The organism is Cutibacterium sp. LaCa_255 (assembly GCF_057458005.1).
On sequence record NZ_CP190956.1, the window covers coordinates 552,669 to 579,061 of the forward strand.

At 64.3% G+C, this 26,393-nt stretch carries 26 protein-coding genes and 1 tRNA gene; 17 read left to right on the forward strand and 10 right to left on the reverse strand.

The window, feature by feature from the left end:
* Positions 1–4: 4 nt before the first annotated feature.
* Positions 5–2,134 (reverse strand): helicase-associated domain-containing protein, encoded by a 2,130-nt coding sequence (locus ACP8ML_RS02445; RefSeq protein ID WP_117188782.1) that lies wholly within the window; start codon positions 2,132–2,134, stop codon positions 5–7.
* Complete coding sequence (locus ACP8ML_RS02450) at positions 2,131–2,892, reverse strand: hypothetical protein (RefSeq protein WP_371258412.1); 762 nt, start codon at positions 2,890–2,892, stop codon at positions 2,131–2,133. The genes ACP8ML_RS02445 and ACP8ML_RS02450 overlap by 4 nt, the downstream gene beginning before the upstream one ends.
* A gap of 165 nt (positions 2,893–3,057) precedes the next feature.
* Between ACP8ML_RS02450 and nagB the strand changes: the two genes are divergently transcribed.
* From nagB to ACP8ML_RS02465, 3 genes are all read left to right on the forward strand, one after another.
* A complete protein-coding gene (nagB, locus tag ACP8ML_RS02455; RefSeq protein ID WP_065673240.1) occupies positions 3,058–3,843 on the forward strand; it encodes a glucosamine-6-phosphate deaminase in 786 nt (261 codons plus the stop codon).
* 141 nt (positions 3,844–3,984) lie between these two features.
* Positions 3,985–4,368, forward strand: coding sequence for a cold-shock protein (locus ACP8ML_RS02460; RefSeq protein ID WP_179856547.1), 384 nt, complete (start codon positions 3,985–3,987; stop codon positions 4,366–4,368).
* Positions 4,368–5,168, forward strand: coding sequence for a DUF3027 domain-containing protein (locus ACP8ML_RS02465; protein ID WP_065673242.1), 801 nt, complete (start codon positions 4,368–4,370; stop codon positions 5,166–5,168). Before ACP8ML_RS02460 ends, ACP8ML_RS02465 begins: the two co-directional genes overlap by 1 nt.
* A gap of 22 nt (positions 5,169–5,190) precedes the next feature.
* Here the strand turns inward: ACP8ML_RS02465 and ACP8ML_RS02470 are convergent, their stop codons facing one another.
* Positions 5,191–5,469: a DUF2530 domain-containing protein gene (locus ACP8ML_RS02470; RefSeq protein WP_065673243.1), complete on the reverse strand. Its 279-nt coding sequence runs from the start codon at positions 5,467–5,469 to the stop codon at positions 5,191–5,193.
* A gap of 123 nt (positions 5,470–5,592) precedes the next feature.
* On the opposite strand from ACP8ML_RS02470, the gene ACP8ML_RS02475 reads away from it, so the two are divergent.
* Positions 5,593–6,996, forward strand: coding sequence for an NCS2 family permease (locus ACP8ML_RS02475; RefSeq protein WP_117188994.1), 1,404 nt, complete (start codon positions 5,593–5,595; stop codon positions 6,994–6,996).
* Here ACP8ML_RS02475 and ACP8ML_RS02480 read toward each other — a convergent pair.
* A complete protein-coding gene (locus ACP8ML_RS02480) occupies positions 6,971–7,681 on the reverse strand; it encodes a hypothetical protein (RefSeq protein WP_486703025.1) in 711 nt (236 codons plus the stop codon). The genes ACP8ML_RS02475 and ACP8ML_RS02480 overlap by 26 nt on opposite strands.
* 303 nt (positions 7,682–7,984) lie before the next feature.
* On the opposite strand from ACP8ML_RS02480, the gene ACP8ML_RS02485 reads away from it, so the two are divergent.
* On the forward strand, positions 7,985–8,824 hold the full coding sequence (locus ACP8ML_RS02485; RefSeq protein WP_117188996.1) for a hypothetical protein: 840 nt from the start codon (positions 7,985–7,987) through the stop codon (positions 8,822–8,824).
* On the opposite strand, the gene serC is transcribed toward ACP8ML_RS02485, so the two are convergent.
* Complete coding sequence (gene serC / locus ACP8ML_RS02490) at positions 8,821–10,005, reverse strand: phosphoserine transaminase (protein WP_016667056.1); 1,185 nt, start codon at positions 10,003–10,005, stop codon at positions 8,821–8,823. The genes ACP8ML_RS02485 and serC overlap by 4 nt on opposite strands.
* Positions 10,006–10,035: 30 nt before the next feature.
* Here serC and ACP8ML_RS02495 point away from each other — a divergent pair, with 30 nt between their 5' ends.
* The 5 genes from ACP8ML_RS02495 (at position 10,036) to ACP8ML_RS02515 (ending at position 15,433) form a co-directional block, all read left to right on the forward strand.
* A complete protein-coding gene (locus ACP8ML_RS02495) occupies positions 10,036–11,166 on the forward strand; it encodes an N-acetylglucosamine-6-phosphate deacetylase (protein WP_117188992.1) in 1,131 nt (376 codons plus the stop codon).
* A gap of 127 nt (positions 11,167–11,293) precedes the next feature.
* Positions 11,294–12,016, forward strand: a complete 723-nt coding sequence (locus ACP8ML_RS02500) for a metal-dependent transcriptional regulator (protein WP_065673245.1) — start codon at positions 11,294–11,296, stop codon at positions 12,014–12,016.
* 20 nt (positions 12,017–12,036) lie between these two features.
* On the forward strand, positions 12,037–13,116 hold the full coding sequence (locus ACP8ML_RS02505) for a hypothetical protein (RefSeq protein WP_065673246.1): 1,080 nt from the start codon (positions 12,037–12,039) through the stop codon (positions 13,114–13,116).
* A gap of 141 nt (positions 13,117–13,257) precedes the next feature.
* Positions 13,258–13,641 carry a thioredoxin gene (gene trxA, locus ACP8ML_RS02510; protein ID WP_171048615.1) on the forward strand — a complete coding sequence of 128 codons (384 nt, stop codon included), beginning with the start codon at positions 13,258–13,260 and terminating at the stop codon, positions 13,639–13,641.
* Positions 13,642–13,816: 175 nt separating this feature from the next.
* On the forward strand, positions 13,817–15,433 hold the full coding sequence (locus ACP8ML_RS02515; protein WP_065673247.1) for an MFS transporter: 1,617 nt from the start codon (positions 13,817–13,819) through the stop codon (positions 15,431–15,433).
* A gap of 3 nt (positions 15,434–15,436) precedes the next feature.
* Here the strand turns inward: ACP8ML_RS02515 and ACP8ML_RS02520 are convergent.
* Positions 15,437–15,509: transfer RNA gene (locus ACP8ML_RS02520), tRNA-Arg, on the reverse strand.
* 164 nt (positions 15,510–15,673) lie between these two features.
* Between ACP8ML_RS02520 and ACP8ML_RS02525 the strand changes: the two genes are divergently transcribed.
* From ACP8ML_RS02525 to ACP8ML_RS02535, 3 genes are read left to right on the forward strand one after another with little or no spacing between them, the layout of a single operon-like run.
* Positions 15,674–18,265 carry a sugar-binding protein gene (locus tag ACP8ML_RS02525; protein ID WP_249361246.1) on the forward strand — a complete coding sequence of 864 codons (2,592 nt, stop codon included), beginning with the start codon at positions 15,674–15,676 and terminating at the stop codon, positions 18,263–18,265.
* Between the two features lie 35 nt (positions 18,266–18,300).
* A complete protein-coding gene (locus ACP8ML_RS02530; RefSeq protein ID WP_117188778.1) occupies positions 18,301–19,695 on the forward strand; it encodes a UTP--glucose-1-phosphate uridylyltransferase in 1,395 nt (464 codons plus the stop codon).
* Positions 19,692–20,063 carry a hypothetical protein gene (locus ACP8ML_RS02535; protein WP_016667065.1) on the forward strand — a complete coding sequence of 124 codons (372 nt, stop codon included), beginning with the start codon at positions 19,692–19,694 and terminating at the stop codon, positions 20,061–20,063. The genes ACP8ML_RS02530 and ACP8ML_RS02535 overlap by 4 nt, the downstream gene beginning before the upstream one ends.
* 6 nt (positions 20,064–20,069) lie before the next feature.
* On the opposite strand, the gene mscL is transcribed toward ACP8ML_RS02535, so the two are convergent.
* The 4 genes from mscL to ACP8ML_RS02555 form a co-directional block, all read right to left on the reverse strand.
* Positions 20,070–20,438, reverse strand: a complete 369-nt coding sequence (gene mscL, locus ACP8ML_RS02540; RefSeq protein ID WP_016667066.1) for a large conductance mechanosensitive channel protein MscL — start codon at positions 20,436–20,438, stop codon at positions 20,070–20,072.
* A 113-nt stretch (positions 20,439–20,551) separates the two neighbouring features.
* Positions 20,552–21,136, reverse strand: coding sequence for an SAF domain-containing protein (locus tag ACP8ML_RS02545; protein ID WP_333490145.1), 585 nt, complete (start codon positions 21,134–21,136; stop codon positions 20,552–20,554).
* A 175-nt stretch (positions 21,137–21,311) separates the two neighbouring features.
* Positions 21,312–21,608 carry an FmdB family zinc ribbon protein gene (locus tag ACP8ML_RS02550; RefSeq protein WP_063279545.1) on the reverse strand — a complete coding sequence of 99 codons (297 nt, stop codon included), beginning with the start codon at positions 21,606–21,608 and terminating at the stop codon, positions 21,312–21,314.
* A gap of 83 nt (positions 21,609–21,691) precedes the next feature.
* Entirely contained in the window at positions 21,692–22,312 is a 621-nt protein-coding gene (locus tag ACP8ML_RS02555) for a 5-formyltetrahydrofolate cyclo-ligase (RefSeq protein WP_081302627.1), read from the reverse strand.
* A 70-nt stretch (positions 22,313–22,382) separates the two neighbouring features.
* On the opposite strand from ACP8ML_RS02555, the gene ACP8ML_RS02560 reads away from it, so the two are divergent.
* The 4 genes from ACP8ML_RS02560 to ACP8ML_RS02575 all read left to right on the forward strand — a co-directional run bounded on the left by ACP8ML_RS02560 (position 22,383) and on the right by ACP8ML_RS02575 (position 26,348).
* Entirely contained in the window at positions 22,383–23,690 is a 1,308-nt protein-coding gene (locus ACP8ML_RS02560) for a molybdopterin molybdotransferase MoeA (RefSeq protein WP_065673249.1), read from the forward strand.
* 67 nt (positions 23,691–23,757) lie between these two features.
* Positions 23,758–24,402, forward strand: coding sequence for a GNAT family N-acetyltransferase (locus tag ACP8ML_RS02565; RefSeq protein WP_171048614.1), 645 nt, complete (start codon positions 23,758–23,760; stop codon positions 24,400–24,402).
* An 81-nt stretch (positions 24,403–24,483) separates the two neighbouring features.
* On the forward strand, positions 24,484–25,281 hold the full coding sequence (locus ACP8ML_RS02570; protein WP_171048607.1) for a hypothetical protein: 798 nt from the start codon (positions 24,484–24,486) through the stop codon (positions 25,279–25,281).
* Between the two features lie 35 nt (positions 25,282–25,316).
* Positions 25,317–26,348: a TlpA family protein disulfide reductase gene (locus ACP8ML_RS02575; RefSeq protein ID WP_117188774.1), complete on the forward strand. Its 1,032-nt coding sequence runs from the start codon at positions 25,317–25,319 to the stop codon at positions 26,346–26,348.
* Positions 26,349–26,393: the final 45 nt, after the last annotated feature.

A 26,393-nucleotide genomic window follows, 5' to 3' on the forward strand; every position in this document is an offset into this window, starting at 1 on the left:
GTCGTCAGGCCGGTTGGCAGGCGGTGATCCGGGACACCGGGACGACCGCCGCCCCGCCACCACCACGGATGACGCATCGCACCGCCCCCGCCGCGACCGCCATGATCCGCACCGTCTGGCGCACCGCAGTGCCATCGTCGATGACTCGCTCGATCCGCATCCACGCACCCTCCTGCTGGGCTTGGTGCAGCTGGGCGAGAAGCTGACGGCGATCCGAGAACCCACGGCCCTTGTTGTTGAGCAGTGCCGTGGCAAGGCCCTCCGGATCGGCCTGCGGAGCCGAAGATGTGAGGGCGTCGACCTTGGCGCGTGGGGGAGGAGGAGTCGAGAAGACGTCGCCGTGGGAATCGCGGGCTACGGGGGACATTCCCAACTGGCGCAGGCCTGCCAGCACCTGATCAGGTTCTGCCTGGGCCACCAGCACCTGCGGTCCAACTCGACGCAGTCCAAGATCAGTCGCCAAGGAACTGCGCAGAATGGCCTCGACGGCAGCCGGGTCGTCGACCTCCAGCAGGGCACCAGCTGCGGCCACCGACACCCGACCATGATCACGAACGACGTCGTCGAGGAGGACCAGCAGACCTTGGGGAACATCGCTGAGGGAGTGATCCGTCCACCACTGACGCACACGGTCCCCAGTCCACCCGGCGTCCAGGGCACGACGCAGACTGGTCCGGGTGAATCGCCGTACACCGGCAATCCCGGTGGACTCCCGATCGGCCAGCAGGGCCAGGTCGGCGGCGGTGTCGGGGGTCAGCGGGCCGGGGGCGATGGCGGTGAGATCGGACTGCAGGATCACCTCGTCAGTGCGTTCCGGCATGTCAGCGCAGGTGAGGGAATCGACGAGATCGGTGCGTGCTCCCAGAGCGATCAGCCCCAGCACCCGGCACTCGTCGAGGACAGCCTCGACCAAGGAGTCATCGACTGTGGTGCCCGGCTGACGCCACCGGATGCGGTCGGCGACGAGGCCGGCCTCAACGGGAGTGCCGGGTTCAGCTGTGCTCAGTTCCTCGTGGACGAGGCGTCGCCACGCGCGGGCAGTTGCCGGCGACGAGGCATCCAAGGTGTTGCCCAGGCTTCCGGGAAACTGCGGGATGCGTCTCCAGGCATCGCGCAAGCTCACCCACTGGCCCCACAACGAATCAGTGCGCCAGCGATCCGCGAGCGAGGTGGGCAGCCAGCCGCGCCCGTCGGCACCGATGAACCCGCCAGCCGCCGCGACGGCGAGGTGCACCCAGCCATCGTCCCCCGTGGCCACCCGCGACAGCACGGTGCGGGCGTCCCGCTTGGCCATGCCGCCACTGGCCAGCAGGGCACAGTCATGACGCTCCACCCCCTCCAGCAGGGCGGACATCGCGCTGACGGCTTCCAGCGCCGTCCCGAGGCCGGCACGATTGACCAGGGTGGTCTGACGCGGCTCGGGCCATGCCGGTGGGGTGGGGCTGGGCTGTTCGGCAAGGAGACGATTCCCGCGCAGGGGCAGGGCCACCTCACGGGGCAGGACGACGGTGTCGTCGCCGAGGGGACGCAACAGGCGGTGGGCCAGCGCCATCTCGACGGGAGTCGTCGCAGTCTCGGGCGTCACCGTGCGTCGAGCATTGGGGAGGTGTCCGGTGGGGGACCACACCAGACGCTCCAGCACGGCGTGCGCCTTGGGGCCCGCGGCAGCCAGTCTCTCGGCCACTTCCTCAGAACTCATGGGCATGACGGACACCGGTGCCAACCCGGCCGGGTATCCGGGCAGGTGAGTGGTGACGACCTGAATGACGTGCAGGTGGCCGGAATCCTCCAGGACGAGAACCATGTCGAGCAGATCGGAGACGCCGTCCGCGACATCGGCACGAATCGTGTCGGGCTTGGGCGGCCATCCCTGGCAGATGGCGTCAGTCAGTTCATCCAGCGTGAGGTCTCCCAGTGCCGCCAGGGCGGTCAGCAGGCTCAGTCGCCACCGATCAAGGCTGGAAATGGCGGCATTGATGGAGGCGTGGGTGCCAGCCCGCGAAGAGACCTCAGCGAGGTCGCGTGGGGTGGGATTCGCCAGGTCGGGACGCAGGGTCAGAAGCCGAGAGAGCCTCTGGGCGTCCAGACCCCGAATCGTGGAGGCAAGGGTCGTCGGTTCATCAACCGCACTCATCGACGTGGCCTCGGATCCCGAGGCGTCAGCTGACGATCAATGAGGAGGAGCCCGAGTGCGAGCATCACGACGCATCCCAGGCGAGACATCCATGCGAACTGGGCCGGCACGGTTCGTACCGGCGACTCGATCGCGCCACCGATGATGATGACGACCGTCACAGCGGTGAGAGCCTTGCTGAGGCGTCCAGCGGCGAATGGGTGACGCCATGCCAACCACCATGCGAGGAGCAGTGCCGGTATCGACAGTGGGGACCACACGCATCCCAGTGCGAGCACGACGATCCACGGCCATCCCAACGCTCGACACAGGTCCATGATGGACCGGCTGCCGGCGGTGGCGGGCATGCGCGGATCAAGTCGCCGGGGCATCCGGACGGTCTTGAGACGCGGCGGGGGAACCGTCGAGACGGGGTCTCCCGCCGGAGCTGCCCAGGTCGAGGAGCTACTGGCCAACCGGCTTGTGCGGATGGGTTCATGCGGATCTCGATGCTCAACACGGGGGCCGGTCAGTCCTGCCTGGGTGGAGAACGGGTCATGGGGTTCGCGGTGGCCTCGACGACGCGGTATCAACTCGGCCAGCGGGCGGTAGTCCCCACCCTGGTAACCACGGGGAGCGACTGATGGCTTCCCGGCAGCCGGGTTGGCAGGAAGGCTCGGGGTCTCGAGAGGAGTGACCCGAGGAGCTTGGAAGGCACTCGGAGCAGGACGGGAGCCGACGACGTCTACGGGTGCTCCCCTGACGGTGTTCTGTGCCATGTCTCCATGGTAGGGGGTAGATCTGACCAAGCGGTGCGCTCAGTGTGTGCGGGTCAACGCTCACAGGAGATGATTGTGATCGCTCAGAAACGCTCACGTGGCCATAATCTCAACCTAGACACGAAGCGACGCGCGGCGTGGCCGCGCATGTGAGGGAGGGCCGACATGGAGGTCATCATCTGCCCCGACGAGCAGGCCGTCGGACGGATTGCCGCCGAGCGCATTGCCAGGGTTCTGGCCCAGGCGAAGACACCGGTGCTGGGAGTGGCTACCGGGTCGACCCCGCTGACGACCTACTCCTCGTTGGCTGTTCTCGCTCAGGAGGGCAAGGCTGATTTCACCGGTCTGCGTGCCTTCGCCCTGGACGAATACGTCGGTCTTCCCGCCGACGACGAGCGCTCCTACGCCGCCACCATTCGACACACCGTCACCGAGCAGCTCGGTCTGGACCCGGCCGACGTGCACACTCCGGACGGCATGGCGGACGACCTCGAAGCGGCATGCGCGGATTATGAGAAGGCGATCCAGGAGGCCGGCGGCGTCGACGTCCAGATCCTCGGTATCGGGGCCAACGGTCACATCGGATTCAACGAGCCAACCAGCTCGCTGTCCTCGCGGACTCGTGTCAAGACCCTCGCTGAGCGGACCAAGGCCGACAATGCTCGCTTCTTCGAGGAGGGCGAGAAGGTTCCCAGTCACTGCGTCACCCAGGGGCTTGGGACGATCATGGACGCCCGCAATGTCGTTCTGCTGGCCGTCGGGGCCAACAAGGCCGATGCCCTCGCCGGAGCCGTCGAGGGCCCGGTCTCGGCGATGTGCCCGGCCTCGGTGCTGCAGTTCCACCCCCATGTTCTCGTGATCGCCGACGAGGCCGCGGCCTCCAAGCTGGCGATGGCCGACTACTTCCGATGGACTGACGGCCAGCGGGGTGATCTCCCCGGCGCCATGTGAGACCCGTCGGTGTGACGCTCCCAGCCCGTCGGAAACCTTCCCGTCGGGCTGTGGAAAGATCGCGGGTGGTGGACCGTCGACAAGGCTGTAGCCTTGTATGGCGGTCCATTGACCGTCATGACCAGAAGGAGTGAGCCAGAGATGCCAACCGGAAAGGTGCGTTTCTACGACGCCACCAAGGGGTTCGGTTTCCTGACGAAGGACGGTGGCGGCGACGTGTACGTCAACGCTTCCGCCTTGCCCGCAGGGGTGAATACCCTGAAACCCGGTCAGAAGGTTGACTTCGGGGTTGTTGAGGGGCGTCGAGGAGAGCAGGCCCTGTCCCTGCAGATCGTCGAGACCCCGGCCTCGCTGTCCAAGGCGAGCCGCAAGAAGCCGCGGGAGATGGCGGTGATCTGCGAGGACCTCATCAAGATGCTCGACAAGATGGGCAATGGCTACCGGCACGGACGTCATCCCGATCCGCGCACCGCCGGCGCGGTGGCCAAGATGCTTCGTGCTGTTGCCGACGAGTTGGAGCTGTGATGACACAGGTGACGTCGAGATCGCGCGCTGCGACCCGGGCCGTCAGGGTTGACGCGACGATCGCGAAGGCTGTTGACCAGGCCCGGGAAGCGGCCGAGCGTCGCGCGGGTGACTTCGGGGTCGGTGAGCACGTCGGGACGATCGTCGAGGACGAGCGCGTCCTGACCCATCTCTTCGAATGCCCGCATCCGGGATACCGGGGATGGCGGTGGGCCGTCACGATGTCGCGTGCCCTGCGCGGACGCAACGTCACCGTCAATGAGGTCGTTCTCATTCCGGGCGACGACTCCCTGCTGGCCCCCGAGTGGGTGCCTTGGCGCGACCGAGTGCGTGCCGGGGACATCACCGCCGGCACCCTCATGCCCACCGCTGACAATGATCCGCGCCTGGAGCCTGGTTATACCGGTGGTGAGCTTGCCGCCGACGAGGATCCGGCTGAGTGGGCTACCACCCGAGCTGTGGCGTCTGAGCTGGGGCTGGGCCGTGAGCGTTTGCTGTCGCGGGAGGGCCGTGACTCCACCGCTGAGCGTTGGCTCGCCGGTGAGGGTGGCCCTGACAACGCCATGAGTCGTCATGCTCCTGCCAGCTGCGTCACCTGTGGCTACTTCGTGCGCTTGCAGCACTCCCTGGGACGGGTCTTCGGGGTGTGTTCCAACGAGTTCTCGCCCTCTGACGGCTCAGTGGTCCACGTCGATCATGGCTGTGGCGGTCACTCCGACGTCGTCGAGAAGCATCGCGGTATCGAGCTGCCCGAGCCGGTCTTCGACACCATCTCGATTGACGACTCGTTGTTCGACTGAGTTGTGAGCCCCAGAGAGGGGCTCAGTGGCGGGATCGTCGCCAGCAGTATGCCGTGCCGACGATTCCCAGAGCAGTACCCGTCAGGCAGATCCAGAGCCAGTCGCGGTAGCCGTTCACGGTGAGGCGGTCGAGCATGATCCAGCAGACGATGGACGCCACCGCGAAGGCAATGGTTCCCACGATGCCGACCGTCACCCCGTTCTCATCGACAGGGGCGACATTGGCCTGGGTTAGCAGGTGTTCACGCTGGTTGGCCACGGTTCCATCGTAATGCCCTGCAACATGGCCGTGACATGTCATCCCTAGAATGCCCCCGTGCCCAGCAACACCTCATCAGCAAGATTCGACAATTGGTTTCATCTCACGGAACGAGGATCGACGAGATCGCGCGAGATCCGCGGCGGCCTCGTCACCTTCTTCACGATGGCCTACATCCTGGCCCTGAACCCTCTCATCATCGGTACCGCGGCGGACAAGAACGGTAAGCTCCTCAACGGGGCTCCGAAGTTCCTCGACGCCGCCGGCACCACCCTCAACACGGCTGCCATTGACGACAACAAGATGATGGTCATGGCCGTCACCGCTTTCGTGGCTGCGATCACGACGATTGCCATGGGTATCTGGGGACGATTCCCGATGGGTATCGCGACCGGCCTTGGCATCAACTCCCTGCTTGCCTACGTCGTTGCCCCGACGATGACCTGGTCCCAGGCGATGGGCCTGGTGGTGTGGGAAGGCGTCCTCATCCTCGTCTTCGTCCTCACCGGCGTCCGAGAAATGATCTTCCGGGCCGTCCCGAACTCTCTACGCTCGGCGATCAGCGTCGGAATTGGCCTGTTCATCGCCTTCGTTGGTTTCGTGGACTCGGGCGTCATCCGTCGCGGCTCCGGCACCCCCGTCACCTTGGGCGTCGGCGGCAGCCTGGAGGGTTGGCCGATCTTCCTGTGCCTGTTCGGATTCCTCCTTCTCGTCGTGCTGCACCAGCGTCACGTCAAGGGATCCATGCTCATCGCGATCATTGGTACCTCCCTGCTCGGAGTCATCATTGAGGCCATCGCTCACCTGGGACCGCAGGGCGAGAAGAATCCCACCGGCTGGGCCCTCAACGTCCCACGGCTGCCCGGGGCGGATGACTTCCGCCTGCCAGACCTAAGCCTGCTGGGTCACGTCGACCTGTTCGGTGGCTTCCTGGTTGACGGTCACTTCCACGTCGGAGTGTTCCTGGGGACCCTTTTGGTCGTCTTCTCCCTCATGCTCGCCGACTTCTTCGACACCATGGGAACGGTTGTCGCCATCGGTGACCATGCCGGCATCCTCGACGAGACCGGCAACCCCGAGCACCTCAAGGGGATCCTCGTCGTCGATGCCCTGGCTGCCGTCGCTGGTGGTCTCGGGTCGGCCTCCTCGGCCACCGGTTACGTCGAATCGGCCGCTGGCGTGGGGGAGGGGGCGCGAACGGGTATCGCCTCCATCGTCACCGGTATCGGATTCCTGCTGGCGATGTTCCTGTCCCCGATTGTGTCGATCATTCCCTCGGAGGCAGCCGCGCCGGTGTTGGTCTTCGTTGGATTCCTCATGATGGCCCAGGTCACCCACATCGACTGGAAAGACGTCGAGGAAGGTCTTCCGGCCTTCCTGGGCATGGTGCTCATGCCGTTCGCCTACTCGATCACGACGGGCATCGGCGCTGGCCTCATCATGTTCTGCATCACCAAGACCATCGCTGGCAAGGCACGCAAGATCCATCCGCTGTTGTGGGTGGTTGCGGCCCTCTTCGTGGTCTACTTCGTCCAGTCCCTGCTCATGAGACTGTTTGGCCAGATGTGAGGCTGGTGGGTTGAATCCCACCGACGGTGTCCGGTTGCCAGACCACCAAGAGGTCTGGTGCCGGGCGCCCCAGGTCGCCGGCGAGGTCCATCCATCCCGGATATGAGTTGAGGAATTCCAGGATGGCGTCACCCTCGCCTCGCCGCTCGGCCGGTATCTTGTCGACGACATCAGCCAACCCAAGCCGAGTCGTCAGTACCTGCCCGGTGCGCGCATAACCGATCCTCATGCCAGGTGCCGGTCGCAGCGGAATCTGCGGTTCCCCTACCATGAGCCGCTTGATGGCACAGGTACTGGACAAGCCGACAGCGGCGAGGTCGAAATCAAGCTCATCGAGCCGCGCCACCGACATCGGGATCTCGGTCCATCCCCACGACAGGTGGGTCAACCACTCATTGACGAGTCGCCAGCACCGTCCCAGGCGATCAGGCTCGATGAATCGGCCACGAACCAAGTCCTCGACATCATTGGGAGTTGGCCATCCCACAGGCAGCATCGGTCCCTCGACATTGGGCTTGTGGAGCGGGTGGAACGGGCTGCGCCGACCTGATCGACAATGGTGGTGGACGGGTACGCTGAATGTGGCCTCGGTCCACTTGCGCAGTTTCGCCGAGAGGCCCTCGTCAGCCCCAAACATGTCGCGAACTTCGTCGATCGCGATGGCGTTGAGCCTCAACCCACTCATGGCTACAGATTATTCGCCATGAGGTCGACATAAGGTGTAATCCATGAATCCACGCTCTAGGCAACACATCATCCGCGGGGTTCTCATCATCCTCGTACTGATCGTCGTGGTGGGATCCCTGCTGTGACAGGTCGATCCGACATGGCAGGATGTCTTTTCGTGACCCGACGATCCTGGCCCCGACGTTCCCGCAGCGCGAGTGCGCTGGTGGCCCTGGGATGCGCCTGGGGATTGTCGGCTGGCCCTGCTGCCGCCGTCGATCTAACCATCACGACGGACAAGAAGCTTGGCATCCCGGTTGGCATGGCTGCCGACCTCGACAATGACTGCTACTGGGTCACCGATGGTTCTCCGTCGACGGTCCACTCCCTGCTTGCCCTCGACAAGACGGGCAAGGAAGTCCATCGGGTGAGGTGGGAGCCAGCCTTCCACGACGTGGAGGCGATGGCGTGGGCCAATGGCGTGCTCTACGTCGCCGACATCGGTGACGAGAAAACCAGGCGCCGCGGCATCCGCGTGATGTCTCCCACCTCGACGGCAGCCAGTCAATCCACCTACTACGAGTGGATGTTCACGTACCCCGACGGCGCTCACGACGCCAAGGCCATGGCAGTCAGTCCCAAGGGGAGCTTCTACATCGTCACTGACGGTCCCCACCCGGCGATCTACCGTAGTGGCCCGCAGGTCAGTCGCACGGAGTCCAACCCGCTCGAAAAGGTGGCGGACGCCCCCGCCGGAGTCAAAGACGCCACCTTCCTGCCAGACGGGTCACGGCTGGCCGTGCTGACCGACCATGAGGTTCGGGTCGTTGACGCCTACTCCTGGAAGACGGTCGCCAATGCGGCGTTCTCGGGCGGGCAGACCATCACCACAGACACCACTCAGAAGACCCTGGAGATCGCGACCTCCGGCAACAAGGTGCGGGAAATCGACTTCCCGACGACGCTGACCTCGATCTCGCCGACCCCCTCGTCGACTCCGAGTGCCAAGGCAGGGGCCACCCAGGCCAGTGGCAAGCCCACCTCCAAGGCGCGCTCGGGCACCTTTATCGCGGTGTTGGGAGCGGTCGCGGTGGCGCTGTGTGCCGGCGTTGTGACCTTCGTGTACGACCGCTCCCAGGACATCACCTGGCGACACCGTTAGTCGTGGTGCTCCAGTAGCCAATCCAGGCAGGCCGTCAACGCCTCGATGTCGCCGGGTTCGATCGAGCTGAAGGTGGCCACTCTGATCTGATTGCGGCCCAGCTTGCGATACGGCTCGATGTCGAGGATCCCGTTCTCGCGGGCGCGGGCACACAGCTGGGTGGCGTCGACGGACTCGTCGATGTCGATCGTCACCACCACCGGGCTGCGTAGCGCCGGATCGGTGACGAAGGGGGTTGTCAACGGGTTGTCCTCAGCCCAGCGGTAGAGGATCCCTGAGGTCGACGCGGTGCGGGATGCCGCCCACGTCATGCCGCCGTTGTCCAGCAGCCAGCGGCACTGCGCCTCCAACATGACGAGGGTGGCCAGCGCGGGAGTGTTGAGGGTCTGATCTGCCCGGCAATTCTTCACTGCGACGCTCAGATCGAGCATCTGAGGTACCCAGCGAGCCGAGGTAGTCAATCGTTCCGAGCGTTCGATCGCTGCTGGTGACAGAATTGCGAGCCACAACCCGCCGTCCGAGGACAGGTTCTTCTGCGGTGAGAAGTAGTAGGCGTCAGTCTGCGCCACGTCTGCAGTAACTCCGCCAGCAGCTGACGTGGCATCGACGAGGACCAGGGAATTCTCGTCAATCTCATCCGGTCGACGGATCGGGGCGACGACCCCGGTGGAGGTCTCGTTGTGAGCCCACGCATATGCGTCGATCTCTCCCAGAGCTTGTGGCAGGGCGAGCTCGCCGGGCGGGGCCTGGAAAACTGCCGGATCTGCGAGAAAGGGAGCCCCCTGCAGGACCGAGGAGAATTTCTTCGTGAACTCGCCATAAACGCCTGTCGCGGCGCGCTTCTCCACCAGGGAGACGGTCGCCATGTCCCAGAAGAGGGTGGCTCCGCCGTTGCCAAGGGCAACCTCATATCCGGCGGGAAGGTCGTAGAGGGTGGAGAGTTCCTCGCGGATCGCGGCGACCACATGGCGGACAGGTGGTTGGCGATGGGAGGTACCCATCACTGATCCCGGTTCGGACAAACTGGCCACCACCTCCCGTCGAATCCGGGACGGGCCACACCCGAAACGGGGGTCGGAGGGCAGGAGGTCATTGGGAATCCTTGGCTCAGCCATGGTCCGATCCTCGCAGATCTTGGTGCTGACGAAGCTCGTGTTCACGCTGTGACCATGTGGCAGCATGTGGGAAAACCCGCTGTCAAGGAGGCATCGATGATCAGCCGTATTGCTTCGCACCACGTCGTCGCCCGTGACGGAAGTGATTCACCGGCAACGATCACCGTCGAGGCCGGACGCATCACCAAGGTCGGGGAGGGGATCGATCCGCAGGCTGAGCTCGTCGACGAGTGGATCCTGCCTGGCTACGTCGACACCCATTGCCATGGTGGCGCCGGTGTCGACTTCACCGATCCCGACCATGACGCCGCCGTGCGAGCCGTTACCTACCACCGCAGCCAGGGTTCGACGACCCTCTTCGCCTCCACGGTGACCGCCGCCATTGACGACGTCGTCGACCAGATCGGACGACTCCGTCAACTCATTGACGAGGACGAGATCGCCGGCATCCACCTCGAGGGCCCCTTCCTTGCAGAGTCACGCAAGGGTGCCCACGCTGTCGAGCTGTTGTGCGACCCCGACCCGGTCTCGGTGGATCGACTCATCGAGGCAGGAGGGCCTGCTCTCAGGATGGTGACGATTGCTCCGGAGCGCGAGCACGGTCTGGAGGCCGTCGCGACCTTCAGCAAGGCGGGGGTGCATGCCGCTATCGGTCATACCGAGTGCGACAACACCACTGCCAGCGCTGCCGTCGATGCCGGATCCGATGTCATCACCCACCTGTTCAACGCGATGCCGTCCATCCATCACCGCAAGCCCGGTCCGGTCCCGCCGATGCTCACTGACCCGCGCGTGGTCTGCGAGCTCATCTGTGACGGCGTGCACCTGGCACCAGACGTCATTCGGATGGCCGTTTTGGCTGCCGGACCGCAGCGCATCGCTCTGGTCACCGACGCCATGAGCGCCACCGGTCAACCTGACGGCGACTACATTCTGGGCAGCCTGCCGGTGAAGGTTGTCGACGGCCGCGCCCGACTGCTGGACGCTGACGGTTCGCTGGGAGCGATTGCAGGATCCACTCTGACGATGGGTCGCGCAGTCGAGTTCGTCACCTCGGTCGTGGGACTGCCGCTGGGGCAAGTTGCCGTCATGGCGGCCACCACACCGGCCGAACTCCACGGTCTGAGCGACGTTGGCATCCTGGAGGAGGGGCGCTGGGCCGACATGTGCCTCACCGACGAGAAGGGTCGTCTGGTCCGCGTCATCCGTCGCGGTGAGTCCGTCTGACGATCACGACAGGTATTTGAGCACTAAACTTCCTGACGGGGGGTCGCTCGGGCATGAGCAATGACGCCCCGACCGTTTTGTCAGACAATCTGTCCGATGGGCAGGTGGACAGCGACGCCCCTCGGCTGTGAGGGCGGGGAAGAGGTGCACCGTGAGCAGTGAGCTCGTCGATACAACGGAGATGTATCTGAGGACTCTCTACGAGCTGCTCGAGGAGGGTGTCGAGCTGCGCCGCGCCCGTATCGTCGAGCGACTGCACCAGTCCGGCCCTACCGTCTCCCAGACCGTGGCTCGTATGGAGCGTGACGGACTCGTGGTCGTCGAGTCTGACCGTTCGATTTCGCTGACGCAGGAAGGCCACGACGCGGCCGAGGCGGTGATGCGTAAGCATCGTCTGGCCGAGTGCCTGCTCACCGAGGTCATCGGTCTTCGCCCCGACCTGGTCCATGACGAGGCGTGCCGTTGGGAGCACGTCATTTCCGGTGAGGTTGAGAAGCGCCTCACCGAGATCCTCGACAGCCCTGATGTCTCCCCGTACGGTTGCCCCCTTCCTCCCGAGCAAATCGGTCGTCGTCCGGACGACTCCGCCCGTTTCCACGACGACTCCAAGCCTCTCGACGAGATCATTGCCGAGGCCGGCTGCCCGGTCAGTGTGACCATCACCCGGTTGTCGGAGTTCTTCCAGGCCACCGAGGGCAATCTCACCGACGTCTACGCCGCTGGACTGTTGCCGGGCATGAGCATCGAGGTCAAGGATGATGCCGACGGCATCCGTCTGACGGGTCCCGACGGTTCGGTTGTCGTCGATCCGGAGGTCCTTTCCGGTCTGTTCGTCGTCCAGAACTCCTGAATCGCGGTGACGATGCCGCAATGAGTGTGTCCCAAACCCTGCGGCCCCGTCAGCTGCCAGATCTAAACCAGATCGCGACGCTCTGTGAGGCGGGTTGGTATGACACCGCCGATTCCATGTTACGGATGACGCGGGCGTCCGAATCCGACGATCCCCACTTGGTGCAGGCCGCTGCTGTGACGGCCGTGGCTCGCAGAGTCCTGGCCCTCGACGCCGAGGATTTCGAGGAGATCGGGGACCCCCTGCCTGCTGATCTGCGATCCCGTCTCACCGCCGCGGGTTTTCCGCACCACCCGCGGGCAACCGAGAGGGGAGCACTGGGAGACCTGGTGCCCCTCTACGAGCTCATGCTCGAGGTCCTCGACATTCGGATGCACCGCGAGGAGCCACAGCAGGTCGTCGTGACCTGCCACATCCTGGGAGAGTACCTGGGTCAGCTGGCCTGGCAGTCGGTGCTGGGAGACGGCGGGGACCCACTCACGCTGCCCGGCAAGGTGGGGGAGAAGTGGGGAGTCGACGGCCAGGACTGCGCCCACACCTCGGCCATGAACGCGACGGCTCGGCGCAGCCTTCATGCTGCTCAGGGTGATGAGGAGGGCTACACCTCGTATCTGGACAAGTTCCATTCCAGGTTGGGTGAGGCCCTGGGGGTGTGTGCGATGAACCATGCCACCATTGATGCCGGTGAGCGTCCTGACGTCGGTATCACTTGTCCGCACCCGTGTCAGTGGGTGCTCGCCGGTACGTGGGAGGAACGCCGGGCCCTGGACGCTCGGGTGCGTCTGGCCCGTATCTTCCAGGAATCTGGCCTGGTGGCCCTGCGCCATCATGCCCCAGTGGGGCATTTCTTCGGGGTGCCGTCGGGCAACGAGATCGGCAACGCCTGGGTGACGACCTGGAACAAGCTCAACGAGCAGTGGGCGGACGGGTCCAACCCGATGCTGGACCCCTCGACTCCCGGCTACGACGTCGACGTCTCCGACGAGGCACTGCCCGGCCTGTCCCGTGTGGTGTCGGTCATCGCCGCGCGACCCATTCGCGCCGGTCATCTGCTACGTGATCTGGGAGCGACGGCGATTGCCGAGTTGAAGGCCGTGTGACATTTAAGTCGGCATGGCACCGAGCGCTGCGACATCCAGGTGAATCACGGATCGGCACATCGGGAATACACCAGCTCCTGACGCTGTTGCACCAGACATGGGCCGAGGCGCCACGGCGTTGCGGTCGACCGAACCCAAACGATTACCGGGAGGTACAACGTGGCTACCGTCGCATTGACCAAGGACAATTTCTCCTCGACCATCGATTCGAACGATGTCGTCCTCATCGACTTCTGGGCATCCTGGTGCGGGCCGTGCCAGCGCTTCGCGCCCATTTACGAGGACGCCAGTGAGCGTCACACTGACGTGACCTTCGCCAAGGTCGACACCGAGGACCAGCAGGAGCTGTCCGCCGGTCTGGAGATCACCTCCATCCCGACGATCATGGCCTTCCGCAACGGTTACCTCGTCTTCCGTCAGTCCGGCCTGCTGCAGGGCCGTCAGCTCGACGAGCTCATCGAGAAGGTCAAGGAGATTGACGTCGAGGATCTCAAGAAGCAGGCCGAGGCCCAGAAGCAGGGCTGACACCAGGTTTTCTCATTCCCGCCAATGTGTGCGGACACGGGGTCGGCGACAGGGTGGTAACGTCCTGCCGTCGACCCTGCTTACGTCATACGTGATTGAGCCATGGATGCCAGGTAGGTCGCGGTGCCGAGCGCAGTGGTGCGTCGGTGCGACATCCCGTCCATAGGAGTTGTCCGTGACATCGAGAACCGCGGTCGCCAAGCTCGTCGAGACGACGCAACCGGCAGGCCCGAAACGCCGCATTGGTGTGGTGGCGGCGGTCGCCACCCTGGGCTCACTGCTCTTCGGCTATGACACCGGGGTCATCTCCGGCGCCCTACCCTTCATGTACCTGCCACATGGTGCTGGTGGTTTGGCCCTGACGGTGGGCCATGAAGGTGCCATCGGAGGAACGCTCACCCTTGGTGCGGCCTTCGGTGGGCTCATCGGCGGCATGATGAGCGATCGCTGGGGACGCCGTCACAACCTGCTGACCCTCGCTGTCTTGTTCATCATTGGTGCTCTCGGCACGGCCGTGGCTCCCAGCATCTGGGTGATGTACCCCTTCCGGGTGGTGCTCGGCTTTGCCGTTGGCGCGGCCTCGGCAACGGTGCCGGTCTATCTGTCGGAGACCTCTCCGAAGCGGATGCGTGGTCGCATCGTCGCTCTTGACCAGTTCATGATCGTCTTCGGTCAACTGTTGGCCTTCTCCGTCAATGCCGCCATTTCTGCGGCACATGGCGGTCCGATCCTGACGGTGACGGCAGATCCGTCCGGCCGACTCGCTCCCGGAACCTATTCCTGGGACAAGCTGCAGGCCATGGCAACGTCCCATGGCGGAACGATGAGTGACGAAGCTTTCCACACTTTCGTCATGCAGCTGTCGGTGTCTGCCGGATCTGGTGGAGCTTGGCGGTGGATGCTCGTGGTGTGCACCCTGCCGGCTGTTGCCTTGTGGATCGGCATGCGGAGGATGCCTGAGTCGGCGCGCTGGCACTTGAGCCACGGTCGGCTGCAGGAGGCGATTGCATGTCTGAAGCAGGTGCGCGTCGAAGGGGTTGACGAGCCGATCGTCGACGAGGTCACCGAGATGGTCGAGCTCAACGGTGAGGGCGGCAGACTTACTCATCGCCAGCAGTGGGCCGTCGTCATGGAGTCGCGGTGGACGCGTCGTCTTCTGCTCGTCGGAATCTTCCTTGCTGCGGTCAACCAGACCACAGGTGTCAACACCGTCATGTACTACGCGCCGAAGGTGCTGGAATTCGCAGGGATGAGCACCCAGGCCTCGATCATTGCCCAGGTGGCCAACGGCGTCATGTCCGTCATCGGCGCCGGTGCTGGACTGTGGCTCATCGAGAGGTTCGATCGTCGGCACCTGCTGATCTTCGACGTCACCGCTGTCGGTGTCTGTCTGCTCGGGATTGCCGCCACCTTCGGATTCGCCATTGCTCCGCATATGGGCAAGGGTGTGCCGACATGGGCGCCCATCCTCGTGCTCGTCCTCATGAGCATCTTCATGCTCATCGTCCAGTCCACCAACGGCACGGTGGTGTGGACCATGCTCGGTGAGATGTTCCCGACCCGGATGCGCGGAGCCATGAATGGTGCCGCGGTGTTCTGCGGATGGCTGGCGAACGCGACGATCACCTGGACGTTCCCGGCCATGCTGGCAGGGCTTGGTGGTGCCGGAACCTACCTCACCTACGGCATTGTCAACCTCGTCATCGCGCTCATCCTGGTCAAGGTGATGCCGGAGACACGGGGACGCTCGCTGGAGGAGATCGAGGTCGAGATGAAGCGGCGGTACGCCTAAGGGCGGCCCCGATAGGATTCGAACCTACGACACATGGTTTAGGAAACCACTGCTCTATCCCCTGAGCTACGGGGCCCTGCCCACGAAGGGCCACACCAGCCTAGTCCGGTGTGGTGGGCAGGGCCAACCCGCCTCTCAGATGGACCGGGATGTCCTGTCAACCTCGTGGGCCACGCAGGCGGGCCTCGCTACACTCGGTCATCAACACCTGACCGCCAAACACCTGCGATGGGAGTGGGGATGACCCAGCCCAGGCCCGAGCGTCTCGACGTCCTCTTCATCGGTGCTCATCCCGACGACGAGTCCGGTTTGCTCGCTGCTTTCGGACGGTGGCGTCACGAGTGCGGAGTGAAGGTGGGCGTCGTGTCCATCACCCGTGGTGAGGGTGGCGGCAATGCGGTTGGCAGCGAGGACGGCCCGCTGCTGGGTCTGCTGCGGGAGAGGGAGGAACGCAGTGCCCTGTCCCTGGTGGGCGTTGAGAGGTTCTTCTACCTCGACAAGGTCGACTTCTACTACACCGTTTCGGCGCCCCTCACGGCTCGGGTGTGGGGACACCTCGACACCCTCTCTCGGCTTGTCAGGGTGGTCAGGGCGACCCAGCCTTCGGTCATCATCACCATGAATCCAGCCCCGATGCCGGGGCAACACGGCAACCATCAGATGGCCGGTCGGCTGGCCGTCGAGGCCTATCTGGCGGCGGCTGATCCCACCTTCGCGCCCGACCAGGTCGAGGTCGAAGGACTCCAGCCGTGGCAGGTGTCACGGCTCCTCCTGGACTCTTTCGGCGGGGAGCGCCCCACTGGCCCGGACGCAGCCCTGGTGCCTGAACAGGCTGATGCCAGCACCGTTTACGCGCTGTGGGAAGGGGCCACTGACGATGCCGGTGTGACCTGGGCCCACCATCAGCGTCAGGCTCAGCGGAGATTCATCTCCCAGGGCTGGGCATGTCTGGGAGATGTTCCCACCCAGCCCCATCTCATCGGTTCAACCTTCCTCAGTCAGGTGGCGTCCCGGGGCCCCCACCCCCAGATGGGGATCCCGGAAGCATCTCGCGTCGACGCCGTGCTCGCCGGTGCAGCAGTGCGGCAGGATGGCGGGTTGCCGCTGGGAACGACGGTTGACCTGGACCTTCCCGCGACGGCCACGGCCGGGCAGGTACTCGATGGTCGTCTCTCACTTTCCGGTGATCTGTCCGGAGTGACCCTCGAGACCGTCGCACCCGAGGGCTGGCAGGTGGAGATCGGAGAGATCGATGAGGTTTCCCCTGAGCCGGCGTTCACCACCGAGGTGAGGGTGACGATCCCGATGAATGCGTTTGAGGGGCCTGCTCGGGTCGGGCTGCGGATTCGTGCCGACCAGGGAGTGGGATACACCGACACGCGAGTCGTCGTCCTGCCATCTGTGAGTGCCCACCAGGATTTCCTGCCCCAGGTCAGCCAATATGAACAGTGGGTTGACTCAGTCGGGATGCCTCAGCTTTCAAGGCTGGTCAGGCCAGTCGTGACGCTGGGATCAGGGCTGACGAGGCGGCTGGGGTTGGTCGTCACCAATCACAGCGACCGAGAGCAGTCCGGCGACCTCATCCTGGACCTTCCCGAAGGGTTCGATGTTGCCTGTAGCCGCATCAGCTACGGTCCGTTGCCGCCGGGAGAGGCCTGCCGGGTCGAGGCGGAGCTGACGAACACCGACCCCACCCTGGAGACCGGCAAGTACGGCGGCGACTACGAGTACACCCTGACGGTGACATCGCAGGACGGTCAGTGGTCCACTCCGCAGTGGATCGAGCTGGTGCCGTCCACCCGTGTTCCCCACGCCCCACGTCCTCCCAAACTCGATGGTGCCTTCGACTCCGAGGTCTTCACCGGTGAGCCCATGGACATCTCCCGGGTCTGGGAAGGTGACGAGTGTGCGGCCATGCGTGACGCCTCCGGAAAGGTCTGGATGGCCTGGTGCGACGACTACCTCTACGTCGATGCGTCCGTTCATGACCCCAAGCGGGGATCGGTGTTGGCCAGCGCCGACTGCAAGGGCCATTGGCGTACGGATTCCCTGGAGATCGACATCGATCCGCAGGGGACCTCGGAGAACACCTCGTCCACCTTCAAGGCGGCCGTCATCCCTTTCACCTCAGACGTCGGGGCGTGGGCTCTGCGTGACGCCGACCAGCGTCAGGGTCCGGCCTGGCAGACCGCTCCCGGCATGAGATGGACGGCTCGACCGATTCCGGACGGCAGCCACATTCAGGTGGCCATTCCGATGTCGATCCTGCCCTCACCCATCGACCCCAACCACATCGGGGTGAACATCCTCTATTACGACACCGATTCCGACCAGACTGCCAAGAGTCGCATTGGTTGGTCGGTGTGGGGAGGGGTGCAGGGAGACCCCTATCGCTGGGGAGTTGCGGTCCTCGACGATCATCCCGGCCAGGGTCGGGACTGGCCGGTCGACGATCCTGTCATGCCACTGGACGCCCTCAATTCGGCGGATTCCCCGCAATCCATTGAGCAGGCCATGACGACAGGGATCGGATTGTCCGGGCTGGCACGTCTGGACTCGCGCCGGGCCGGGGAAGTCATCTCCGCGAGCTGGGTGGGGGACGCGGTCTCCGTCGGCCTACATGGTTGGGTCGGGGGAGTCGTCCACGTCCTACTGGTGGACCGACGCTCCCGCACTGTCACCTCCAGCGTGGCAACGGTGGACGAACCTGGTCAAGTGACCTTGACCCTGTCCCCGGAACGTCGCCCTGGGAGCCGGGTTCGCGTTCTGGCTGCGTGGATCACCGGTGACGGGGTGGCATGCTCCACCGCGCCGGTAGACCCTCCTCGATAGACTGGCCAGGTCCGTCTACCAGCAGGGGAGCAAGGATGAGCGAAGAAGGACTTGAAGCTGCACGCCAGAAGATGACCGAGGCAGGTGTCGATCCCGTCGCCATCAATGTCTTCACCTCCTACTACCACCAGCTCGAGACCGGTGTCACCGGACTCATCCGCGAGGACACCATCTCCCCGCTGACCGATCCGCTGATGCTCGACGACGTCGAACTCAGCGAGGAACAGGCTGCTGATGCCCTCGACAAGACCGTCATCATCAAACTCAACGGCGGGCTCGGAACCTCAATGGGGCTCGATCGCGCCAAGTCGCTGCTGGAGGTGCGTGACGGCAAGTCATTCCTCGACATCATCGCTACCCAGGTGCTGTCGGCCCGCAAAGAGTTCGGCGCCCGTCTGCCGCTGATGTTCATGAACTCCTTCAACACCCGTGCGGACACCCTCAAGGCCCTCGAGAAGTACCCGGACCTAGCCGTCGAGGGATTGGACCTGGACTTCCTGCAGAATCAGGAGCCCAAGCTTGACGCCGAGACTCTCGCCCCGGTTGAGTGGGAGAAGGACCCCTCCTTGGAGTGGTGCCCGCCGGGCCACGGTGACCTCTACACCGCCCTGCTCGGATCCGGTGTGCTCGACAAGCTCCTGGCGGCCGGGTTCAAGTACGCCTCGGTGTCCAACGGCGACAACCTGGGAGCGGTCCCCGACGGTCGTCTGGCTGGCTGGTTCGCTGCCTCGGGTGCCCCGTACGCCGCTGAGCTGTGTCGTCGCACCATCAATGACAAGAAGGGTGGACACCTGGCCGTCCGCAAGTCCGACGGCCAGCTCATCCTGCGCGACACCGCTCAAACCGCCGATGAGGAGATGGAGTACTTCACCGACGAGAACCGTCATCCCTACTTCCACACCAACAACTTGTGGTTCGACCTCGAGGCCCTCAAGAAGGTCCTCGACGAGCGTCACGGCGTGATGGGTCTGCAGATCATCCGTAACGAGAAGACCGTCGACCCGAAGGATTCCTCCTCGACCCCGGTCATCCAGATCGAGTCGGCCATGGGCGGTGCCATCGAGATTTTCGAGGGTGCCACTTGCATCTGCGTGGATCGTTCCCGGTTCCTGCCGGTCAAGACGACTAATGAGCTGTTGCTGCTGCGTTCCGACGTCTACGATCTCGACGACTCCGCTCACTTGGTCAAGATGACTGACGACACCTGCGCCATTGACCTTGACAAGGAGTTCTACAAGAAGGTCGGTGACTTCACCGACCGCATCGCGGAGCCACCGTCGCTGCGCAGGGCCACCTCTCTCACGGTCAAGGGAGACTGGACCTTCGGGTCGGGGGTCGTCGTCGAGGGAGATGTCTCTCTCAGCACCGAGAAGCCTCAGACGATCCCTGACGGCACCGTACTCACCGGCGAGATTCCCGGTGAGAAGTGACACCTGATCAGCAGTGTTGGGAAGCGGTGGCCGCAGTCCTCACCGGACAGCGGTTCACCGCCCCTGACGAGCCCGGTTGGGAGGCAGCCGACCTGGTGAAGTGGTTGGTCGGGTTGGGTTGGCCTGCCGGACGACTCGCGCAGCGGCGTGCTGAATGCCAACAGGCCGGTCGCTCGTGGCCCGATCCGCTTCCCGACGACCTGTCCACCGGACTTGAGTTCGCCCGCTATGGAGCGGTACTCGCCCAGGCGCGTCGGATCGCCGGGCTGGACGGGTTGAGCGCGACAGTGCATCGCGGCGCGGTGGTCATCGGGCCGGACGAGGCTCGTCTGTTGGCCGAACGACCACCGCACAGCGTGTTGCACTGAGGCGGCTCACTGAACCGGACGGGACCGCAGCTCGTCGCGGATCTCGATGAGCAGATCGGCGGTGGTGGGGGCGGCAACCGCCTCCTCCTCGGTGTGCTTGAGCTTCTTCGTGGCGATCTCCACGGGCTTGATGAGCCCGAAGTAGATGACGAGGGACATCACGAAGAAGGAGATGACGTCGGTGATGAAGGCGCCGACATGGACTCCACCGGGTACCCAACCTGAGAAGTTGGGGGTGCCGCCGATCCTGCCGAGCAGATCCATGATCACTGTGGTGAACGACTTGACGACGGTGGAGAACGCGCCGCCAAGGATGAATGCCACGGCGAGCTCGATGAGGTTGCCGCGCATCAGGAAGTCCTTGAATCCCTTCACAGGGCTCCTTTCGGGTTGTGGTGTGTGCCCAATGGCCTCGGGCCCGTCGAGAACCATAATGGGACATCAGAGGTGCGGCTAAAACCGTTCACGCTGTTTCGTCGGATGCGAACTCATTCCACAACCAGTCCCAGGGGCTGTCCTTGGCCTGCCACGGCGATCGCCGCGGCATCGGCGGATCCGGTGGACACCACCACTAACTCCGTGGACGGGGAGCCTTGCGTGAGTCCACCTCCGCTGGTGGGCAGGCTACGGATGATCGCGCCATGGGTCAGGACGTGCGGTGTCCCATCCTCGCCGGGGGAGACGACGGACACCCGCTGGCCCACCTGCAGCATCCCGACCATCGACGAGTCGACAAGATGGATTCCTACCAGGGCTTTCCCGGATCCGACGCTGGAGCCGGACAACACGGCAGACGTCGTCAGGATCGTCCCCTCAGTGATGCGAGCCGATGCTTGGCGGCCTTCCACCTGAGCGAGGGTGACTGTTTCATGGGGAAGGATGGCAGGATCCACTCGGACGGTACGTAGGTCAGAGCGTTGAATAGTGCGTCCACCCTCGATGGGACGGGCGGCAACGATGACCTCTCGTCCGGAGGATGTCGTGGCGATTCCGGGGGAGGCCACGAGCAGCACCGCCAGTGCGGCGAGAAGGGCTGCCAGGCCGCGTCGATGGCGCGCGACGAGGACATGCAGACGGCGTCGCGCGGTGGTCTTGTGCTTAAGAGTCGATTGTGGTCGGCGAGGGTCCTGGGAGTTCTTCGATGTCAGTCTCACACCCACAGTTATCGTCGGAGGAGACGAAATCGTTCAGTTGTCCACAGGGCAATTTCTGTCCACAGGCAGTTCACGTCCTGTCCGGACCCTCCACTCAGGACGCGCTGTCAGCAGTCTTCGTCGTCGAGGGGGATGACGAGGACGACTCGGACTTCGTCGAGGAGGAATCGGAGGAGGTCGAACTCTCGGCGGTAGCCGCTTTGGATGCTCCCTTGGTGTGGTTGTCGGTGGAGTAGAAGCCCGACCCCTTGAAGACCACGCCCACTGCGTTGAAGACCTTGCGCAGCTCACCCTCACAGGTGGGGCATTCGGTCAGCGAGGGGTCGCTGAACTTCTGCACGACCTCGAGGTCATGGCCGCAGTCGTTGCATCGGTATTGGTAGGTGGGCATGGTCTCCTCGTTCCGGCCCGATCGGTGTCAGGCGCCTGTCGAATGATAGGCGTACTGCCGGGTACCAAGAAATTCCGCGTCATTCACTGACCCAGCAGGTGCAGGCCAGTGGGAGTGAGAGCAGCGGTGACCGGCTCGTCCCATGGATCATGGGGAACCTCGTCGACGATCTCGTCGTCATTGACGACTGCCCACACCGGAACCCCAGGGGTTCGCTGGGTGAGGACGCGGTCGTACCAGCCGCCTCCCACGCCAACCCGGTACCCCGCCCGGTCGACCAGCAAGGCTGAACACAGCACGACCTCGGCCACGGTGATGGCTGAGGCCGGCAGCACAGGAGCGATCGGCTCGGGGATCTGCCACAGACCGGTACGTACGTTCTTGCCGTCGTACCACGCCCACGCTGGTTCGTGCAGGGAGTGACCGTGGCCGTCCGTCAGGACCGGAGCAAGAACCTGTTTTCCCATCATGACGAGGGTGTCTGCCAGTCCTACAGTGTCCGGTTCGTCCCCGCGAGACAGGTAGAGGGCGACCTTGTGAGCCCACAGCAGCCGACTCATGGCGTGCTCGGTGCGTCGGTCGTCCCTGCCCATTCGGGTCCGGTGGTCCACGGCTGCCCGGCGGTCACGGCAGCCACGTCGGAGCTCCTCCTTGCCGAGCCGAGGATCAGAGAAGTCCTCATTGGCTGGGCCGTGGTGCGTCATCACCCCCTCATAGTACGCCCTGGCCGAGTCGCTGTCGGGCAGACAGTGCAATGACCTCTAGGGTGATGCCATGGCGTTGTTCCACAGGAAGAAGCAGGTCGATGCCCCGGAGTCCGAGATGGAGCCCCTCGGTTTGCCGGGAGCGCCCGAGACGGACATGTCCGGGCGTCGGTCAGTCGTCGATCATCGCGACTACCTGTGCAGCCTCGTGCAGGCCGTTCCACCAGTCGCCATGAACTTGCCGCAGGCCGTGGGGCTGGCGGTGTGTGAGGACATCCACGCACCTCATGACGTCCCAGTGGTGACGACTGCCGTCATCGACGGGTATGCCCTCGATTCTGCGTCCACCAGAATGGCAGGTCGTTCTGGTGCCGTGGAGATCCAGATCGATCGTCGTCCTCCCACTCCGGTGACCCCGGGCACTGCTGTGCGCGTCATGGCTGGGTCGCTGTTGCCGGAAGGCACCGACTGCGTCCTCCCACTGGACCTGCTCGACGCCGACGGTGACATCGTGCTGTTCTCTCCGGTCAAGAGGTGGGCTGGGGCTCGCCTCGCGGGTTCGGACTACGGAACAGGTGAGGTTCTGGTCCGCAATGGGACGATCTTGCATCCGGGGATCATCTCGATGCTGGCCTCGGCCGGTATCGACGAGGTGTTCGTACGGCCGCGGCCCAAGGTCGTCATCGTCGCGGTGCGACCTGATGAGGATCAGCGCGAGGAGATTGAGAGGCGAGCTCGGGTCAATGGCGTCGAAGAGGTGGCCTCTCTCGATGCCACCGCTGCAGCCATCGAGTCCGCCACCCGGGCCCTTGACGTCGATGTCACCGTCATCTCCACCGACACCTCGAGCGACAACGAGTTGGCGCGGTTGCTCGCCAATGCCGGACGTGGTGCGGATCTCGTCCTCACCACCAGCGATCACATGGTTGTCGGTCAGCAGGACCCCGTCTCCTCGGTACTGCCACGTATGGGAGGTACTGACTTCGCCAGGGTAGCGATGGAGCCGGGGGCCAATCAAGGATTCGCCCTCATCGACCCGAGCCTGGTCCCCCTGGTCGTCCTGCCGGCAGGTCCTGGACCAGCTCTCATCTCGTTCATGGTGTTCGTGCAGCCTCTGCTGCGCAAGCTGTCAGGCCTGCCGCCGGCCGATGTGCTCAGGGCCGAGACGGATCGGCCGATTGCCCGTCACCCGGACTCCACCACCTTCGTCCCGGTGCGTCTGGCTCGAGTCGGAGGCCGCCCGGTCCTCTTGCGAGCGGGAATGGGTGATGTCACCCACACCATTGACCTGTCGATGGCCGACGCGATCGCCGTCGTCGGGGCGGGCGATGAGCCGGTTCCGACCGGTATGCCGCTGGTGTGCTGGCGGTTGAGGTGACGCCATGGCCTCATCTCGTCTGCCGTGGGGGGTGACGCTGCCACGTCACCACCATTGGCCGGTGACCCTGCAGGCTGGTGGGGTGGTTTTGCGTCCGCTTCGGCGAGCCGATGAGGTGAGATGGACGGCCACGCGCGAACTCGACTGGGAATGGCTCGCCCCTTGGGAGGCGACGAAACCACCGGGGTCCCACGAGCGCGTAGGTGGATATCTCGCGATGCTCTCCAGGAATCGCAAGCGTGCCAAGGAAGGCAGCAATCTGCCGTGGGCCATCGGTTGGGACGACGGATGGCCCGATCATCGGGCCACCAACCGTGCCACGACTCCGCTCATCGGTCAGCTGACGGTGTCGTCGATCTCCTTGGGATCGGCGATGTCATGCTCGATGGGCTATTGGGTGGCGTCCGCCCATGCGGGCAAGGGAGTTGCGCCGACAGCAGTGGCTCTGGCGTGCGACTACGTCTTCCAAGTGATGGGGTTGCACCGGGTCGAGATCTGCGTGCGTCCTGAGAACGTCAAGAGCTTGCGTGTGGTGGAGAAACTCGGCATGACAGAGGAGGGCATAAGGCCCGCTTACCTCCACATTGACGGTGAATGGCGCGATCACCGGGTGTTTCGTCTGCTGGCTGACGACTACCCCGATGGCGTCCTGTGCCACTACCTCGCCAACCACCTTCTGCCGGGGTCGCCGGTGGGTGAGGACGAGGACTGAACAACATCGTTGTGATTCGTTTTCCGACACTCCGCGTGTGGTCCACGCGACACGCCGAAGAGAGACCGTAGCGTGTCAATCGTGCAAGCCGTCCAAGCTGTTCTCATCGCCATCGTCCTCGTGGGATGGATCGCTTATCTCGTCCCCATGGTCGTCAATCGTCGACGTTCCCAAGAGGTGTCTGATGACAGGCACGAAGACTTCCCGGACACCATGAACGTGGTGTCCCGAGGCTTTTGCACAGTTACCCCTGACAAGACCGAGGACGGCCCCGAGGTGGAGCTGTCCACCCCGTACACCAGGTCGTACGCCCGTCGTGACTTGAGGCGGTCCTGGGCAGTGGCTGCCAAGCGTCGGATGGCGACGATGCTGGCGCTGTTGAGCTTGACGGTACTCTTCATGGTGCTTGCCATCGCCGACGTCACTCCGTGGTGGCTGGTGGCGGTCTTCGGCCTTCTGCTGGTCGGGTTTTTCGCCCTGGCGCGGTGGTCCGTGGTGGAGATGACGAAGCGTTTTGATCGTCGTTACGCCCTCATCGACAGGGGATGGGACGAGGACACCATTGTCTTGGAGGTGAAGACGGAGCCCTTTCGCACCGACGACGAGCCCACTTCCTGGACCATCGACCTCGACCGCCCGGTGACAGCCCCGGAGGGCTCGCTGTGGGATGACGTCGTCGTCACCGCTCCCACCTATGTCTCGACGCCGTTGAGCGCCCGGACCGTTCGCACCATCGACCTCTCCGCTCCTGGCCCGGTTCCTGGCCAGGTTGACACCCCCGTCGTCGCAGAGAAGCCGGTCGAGGCCTCCGACGACGAGCAGTCTGTCTCGGAGGTCCATGAGGGGCCATCGGGGATTGTCCGAATTGCGTCGGCCTGAGCACGGTTCCGACAGTCGCCAGATGAGGTGGCACAATGGCATCCGTGTTTTCCGGTCTGACGCTGTGCACGGTGCTTGCCGCGGTTGTCCTCCTCGTCTCGGGGGGCAGCAAGGTTCAGTCTCACGACACAGTCAGTGATGCCCTCGACGCACTCGGCCTCCCCGGTTCGCAACTGCCGTCGGGGGTGCTGTCCATGCTGCCCTGGGCAGAGATCGTGCTGGGGGCCCTGCTGCTCATCGTCGGTGGGGTGTTCGGAATCGTCGTCGCCTCCTGCGCTGTCGCGCTGTTCTGCCTCTACCTCGGCATCATCATTCGGGCAGTCGTGACGATCCCGGATCCGGTGGACTGCCATTGTTTCGGTGATCTTGCCCCCGGTGACATCGGAGCTCGAACCATCGTCCGCAACGTCTTGCTCGTCGCTGCGTCGGTGTTGGCCCTCATCGCGGCCATTGACGACCGTCGTCCGGCTATCGAGAGGATCATCAAGGCCTCAGCCGGTGACCTGTGGTGGTGGCTTGCCGCCGTGCTGACGGTCGTTGTCGTCGCGACGGTGCTCTACCGCCCGGTTGATGATGCGGCCGAGGAGGACGACGCCGAGGAGATCGCCGACTATGAGTCCGTGCCGATTCCGCTGGCATCGGTGACCGATGTCGAAGGACGCACCACGACCCTGCGTGGCCTGGTGGCGCAGCGTCCGGTTCTGCTGATCTTCGTCTCTCCCGGTTGCGGCCCGTGCGAGAGAGTCATGACGAAGGCTCCGGGATGGATGATGCTGTTGCCCGAGGTTGACGTGCGATGCCTGGTGACGAGCGAGTCTGTTCGCGAGGCACTGCCAGAGTCGTTGCGTCCGCTGTCCTTGGTTGACAAGGACGGGTCCACGAACCTGGTCTTCGAGGTTCACGGGTACCCGACGGCGTGGTTGCTGGGCGTGGACGGCCGTATTGCAGGTGGACCGCAGAAGGGTCCGTCAAACATCGAGACGATGGTCCAGGACATGCGCACAGCCCTTGATGACGTCGCCAAGGAGTCGGAAGAGTCCGGAGCTGACGAGGTCCTTGTCGACTGAGTCGCGCCCGTGGCGCGGGTTGCCCGGATGTGGTAGCGTAACCGC

Bases quoted from the DNA above. Each gene is read 5' to 3' on its own strand.
- ACP8ML_RS02485 (WP_117188996.1), top strand. From the start codon at position 7,985: ATGGCTGCCGACCTCGACAATGACTGCTACTGGGTCACCGATGGTTCT.
- ACP8ML_RS02445 (WP_117188782.1), bottom strand. From the start codon at position 2,134: ATGAGTGCGGTTGATGAACCGACGACCCTTGCCTCCACGATTCGGGGT.
- ACP8ML_RS02530 (WP_117188778.1), top strand. From the start codon at position 18,301: ATGAGCGAAGAAGGACTTGAAGCTGCACGCCAGAAGATGACCGAGGCA.
- ACP8ML_RS02550 (WP_063279545.1), bottom strand. From the start codon at position 21,608: ATGCCCACCTACCAATACCGATGCAACGACTGCGGCCATGACCTCGAG.
- serC (WP_016667056.1), bottom strand. From the start codon at position 10,005: ATGCTGCCACATGGTCACAGCGTGAACACGAGCTTCGTCAGCACCAAG.
- nagB (WP_065673240.1), top strand. From the start codon at position 3,058: ATGGAGGTCATCATCTGCCCCGACGAGCAGGCCGTCGGACGGATTGCC.
- ACP8ML_RS02450 (WP_371258412.1), bottom strand. From the start codon at position 2,892: ATGGCACAGAACACCGTCAGGGGAGCACCCGTAGACGTCGTCGGCTCC.
- ACP8ML_RS02470 (WP_065673243.1), bottom strand. From the start codon at position 5,469: ATGACATGTCACGGCCATGTTGCAGGGCATTACGATGGAACCGTGGCC.
- ACP8ML_RS02480 (WP_486703025.1), bottom strand. From the start codon at position 7,681: ATGAGTGGGTTGAGGCTCAACGCCATCGCGATCGACGAAGTTCGCGAC.
- ACP8ML_RS02575 (WP_117188774.1), top strand. From the start codon at position 25,317: ATGGCATCCGTGTTTTCCGGTCTGACGCTGTGCACGGTGCTTGCCGCG.
- ACP8ML_RS02460 (WP_179856547.1), top strand. From the start codon at position 3,985: ATGCCAACCGGAAAGGTGCGTTTCTACGACGCCACCAAGGGGTTCGGT.
- ACP8ML_RS02555 (WP_081302627.1), bottom strand. From the start codon at position 22,312: ATGACGCACCACGGCCCAGCCAATGAGGACTTCTCTGATCCTCGGCTC.
- ACP8ML_RS02475 (WP_117188994.1), top strand. From the start codon at position 5,593: ATGGCCTACATCCTGGCCCTGAACCCTCTCATCATCGGTACCGCGGCG.
- ACP8ML_RS02505 (WP_065673246.1), top strand. From the start codon at position 12,037: ATGAGTGTGTCCCAAACCCTGCGGCCCCGTCAGCTGCCAGATCTAAAC.
- ACP8ML_RS02525 (WP_249361246.1), top strand. From the start codon at position 15,674: ATGACCCAGCCCAGGCCCGAGCGTCTCGACGTCCTCTTCATCGGTGCT.
- ACP8ML_RS02465 (WP_065673242.1), top strand. From the start codon at position 4,368: ATGACACAGGTGACGTCGAGATCGCGCGCTGCGACCCGGGCCGTCAGG.
- ACP8ML_RS02560 (WP_065673249.1), top strand. From the start codon at position 22,383: ATGGCGTTGTTCCACAGGAAGAAGCAGGTCGATGCCCCGGAGTCCGAG.
- ACP8ML_RS02495 (WP_117188992.1), top strand. From the start codon at position 10,036: ATGATCAGCCGTATTGCTTCGCACCACGTCGTCGCCCGTGACGGAAGT.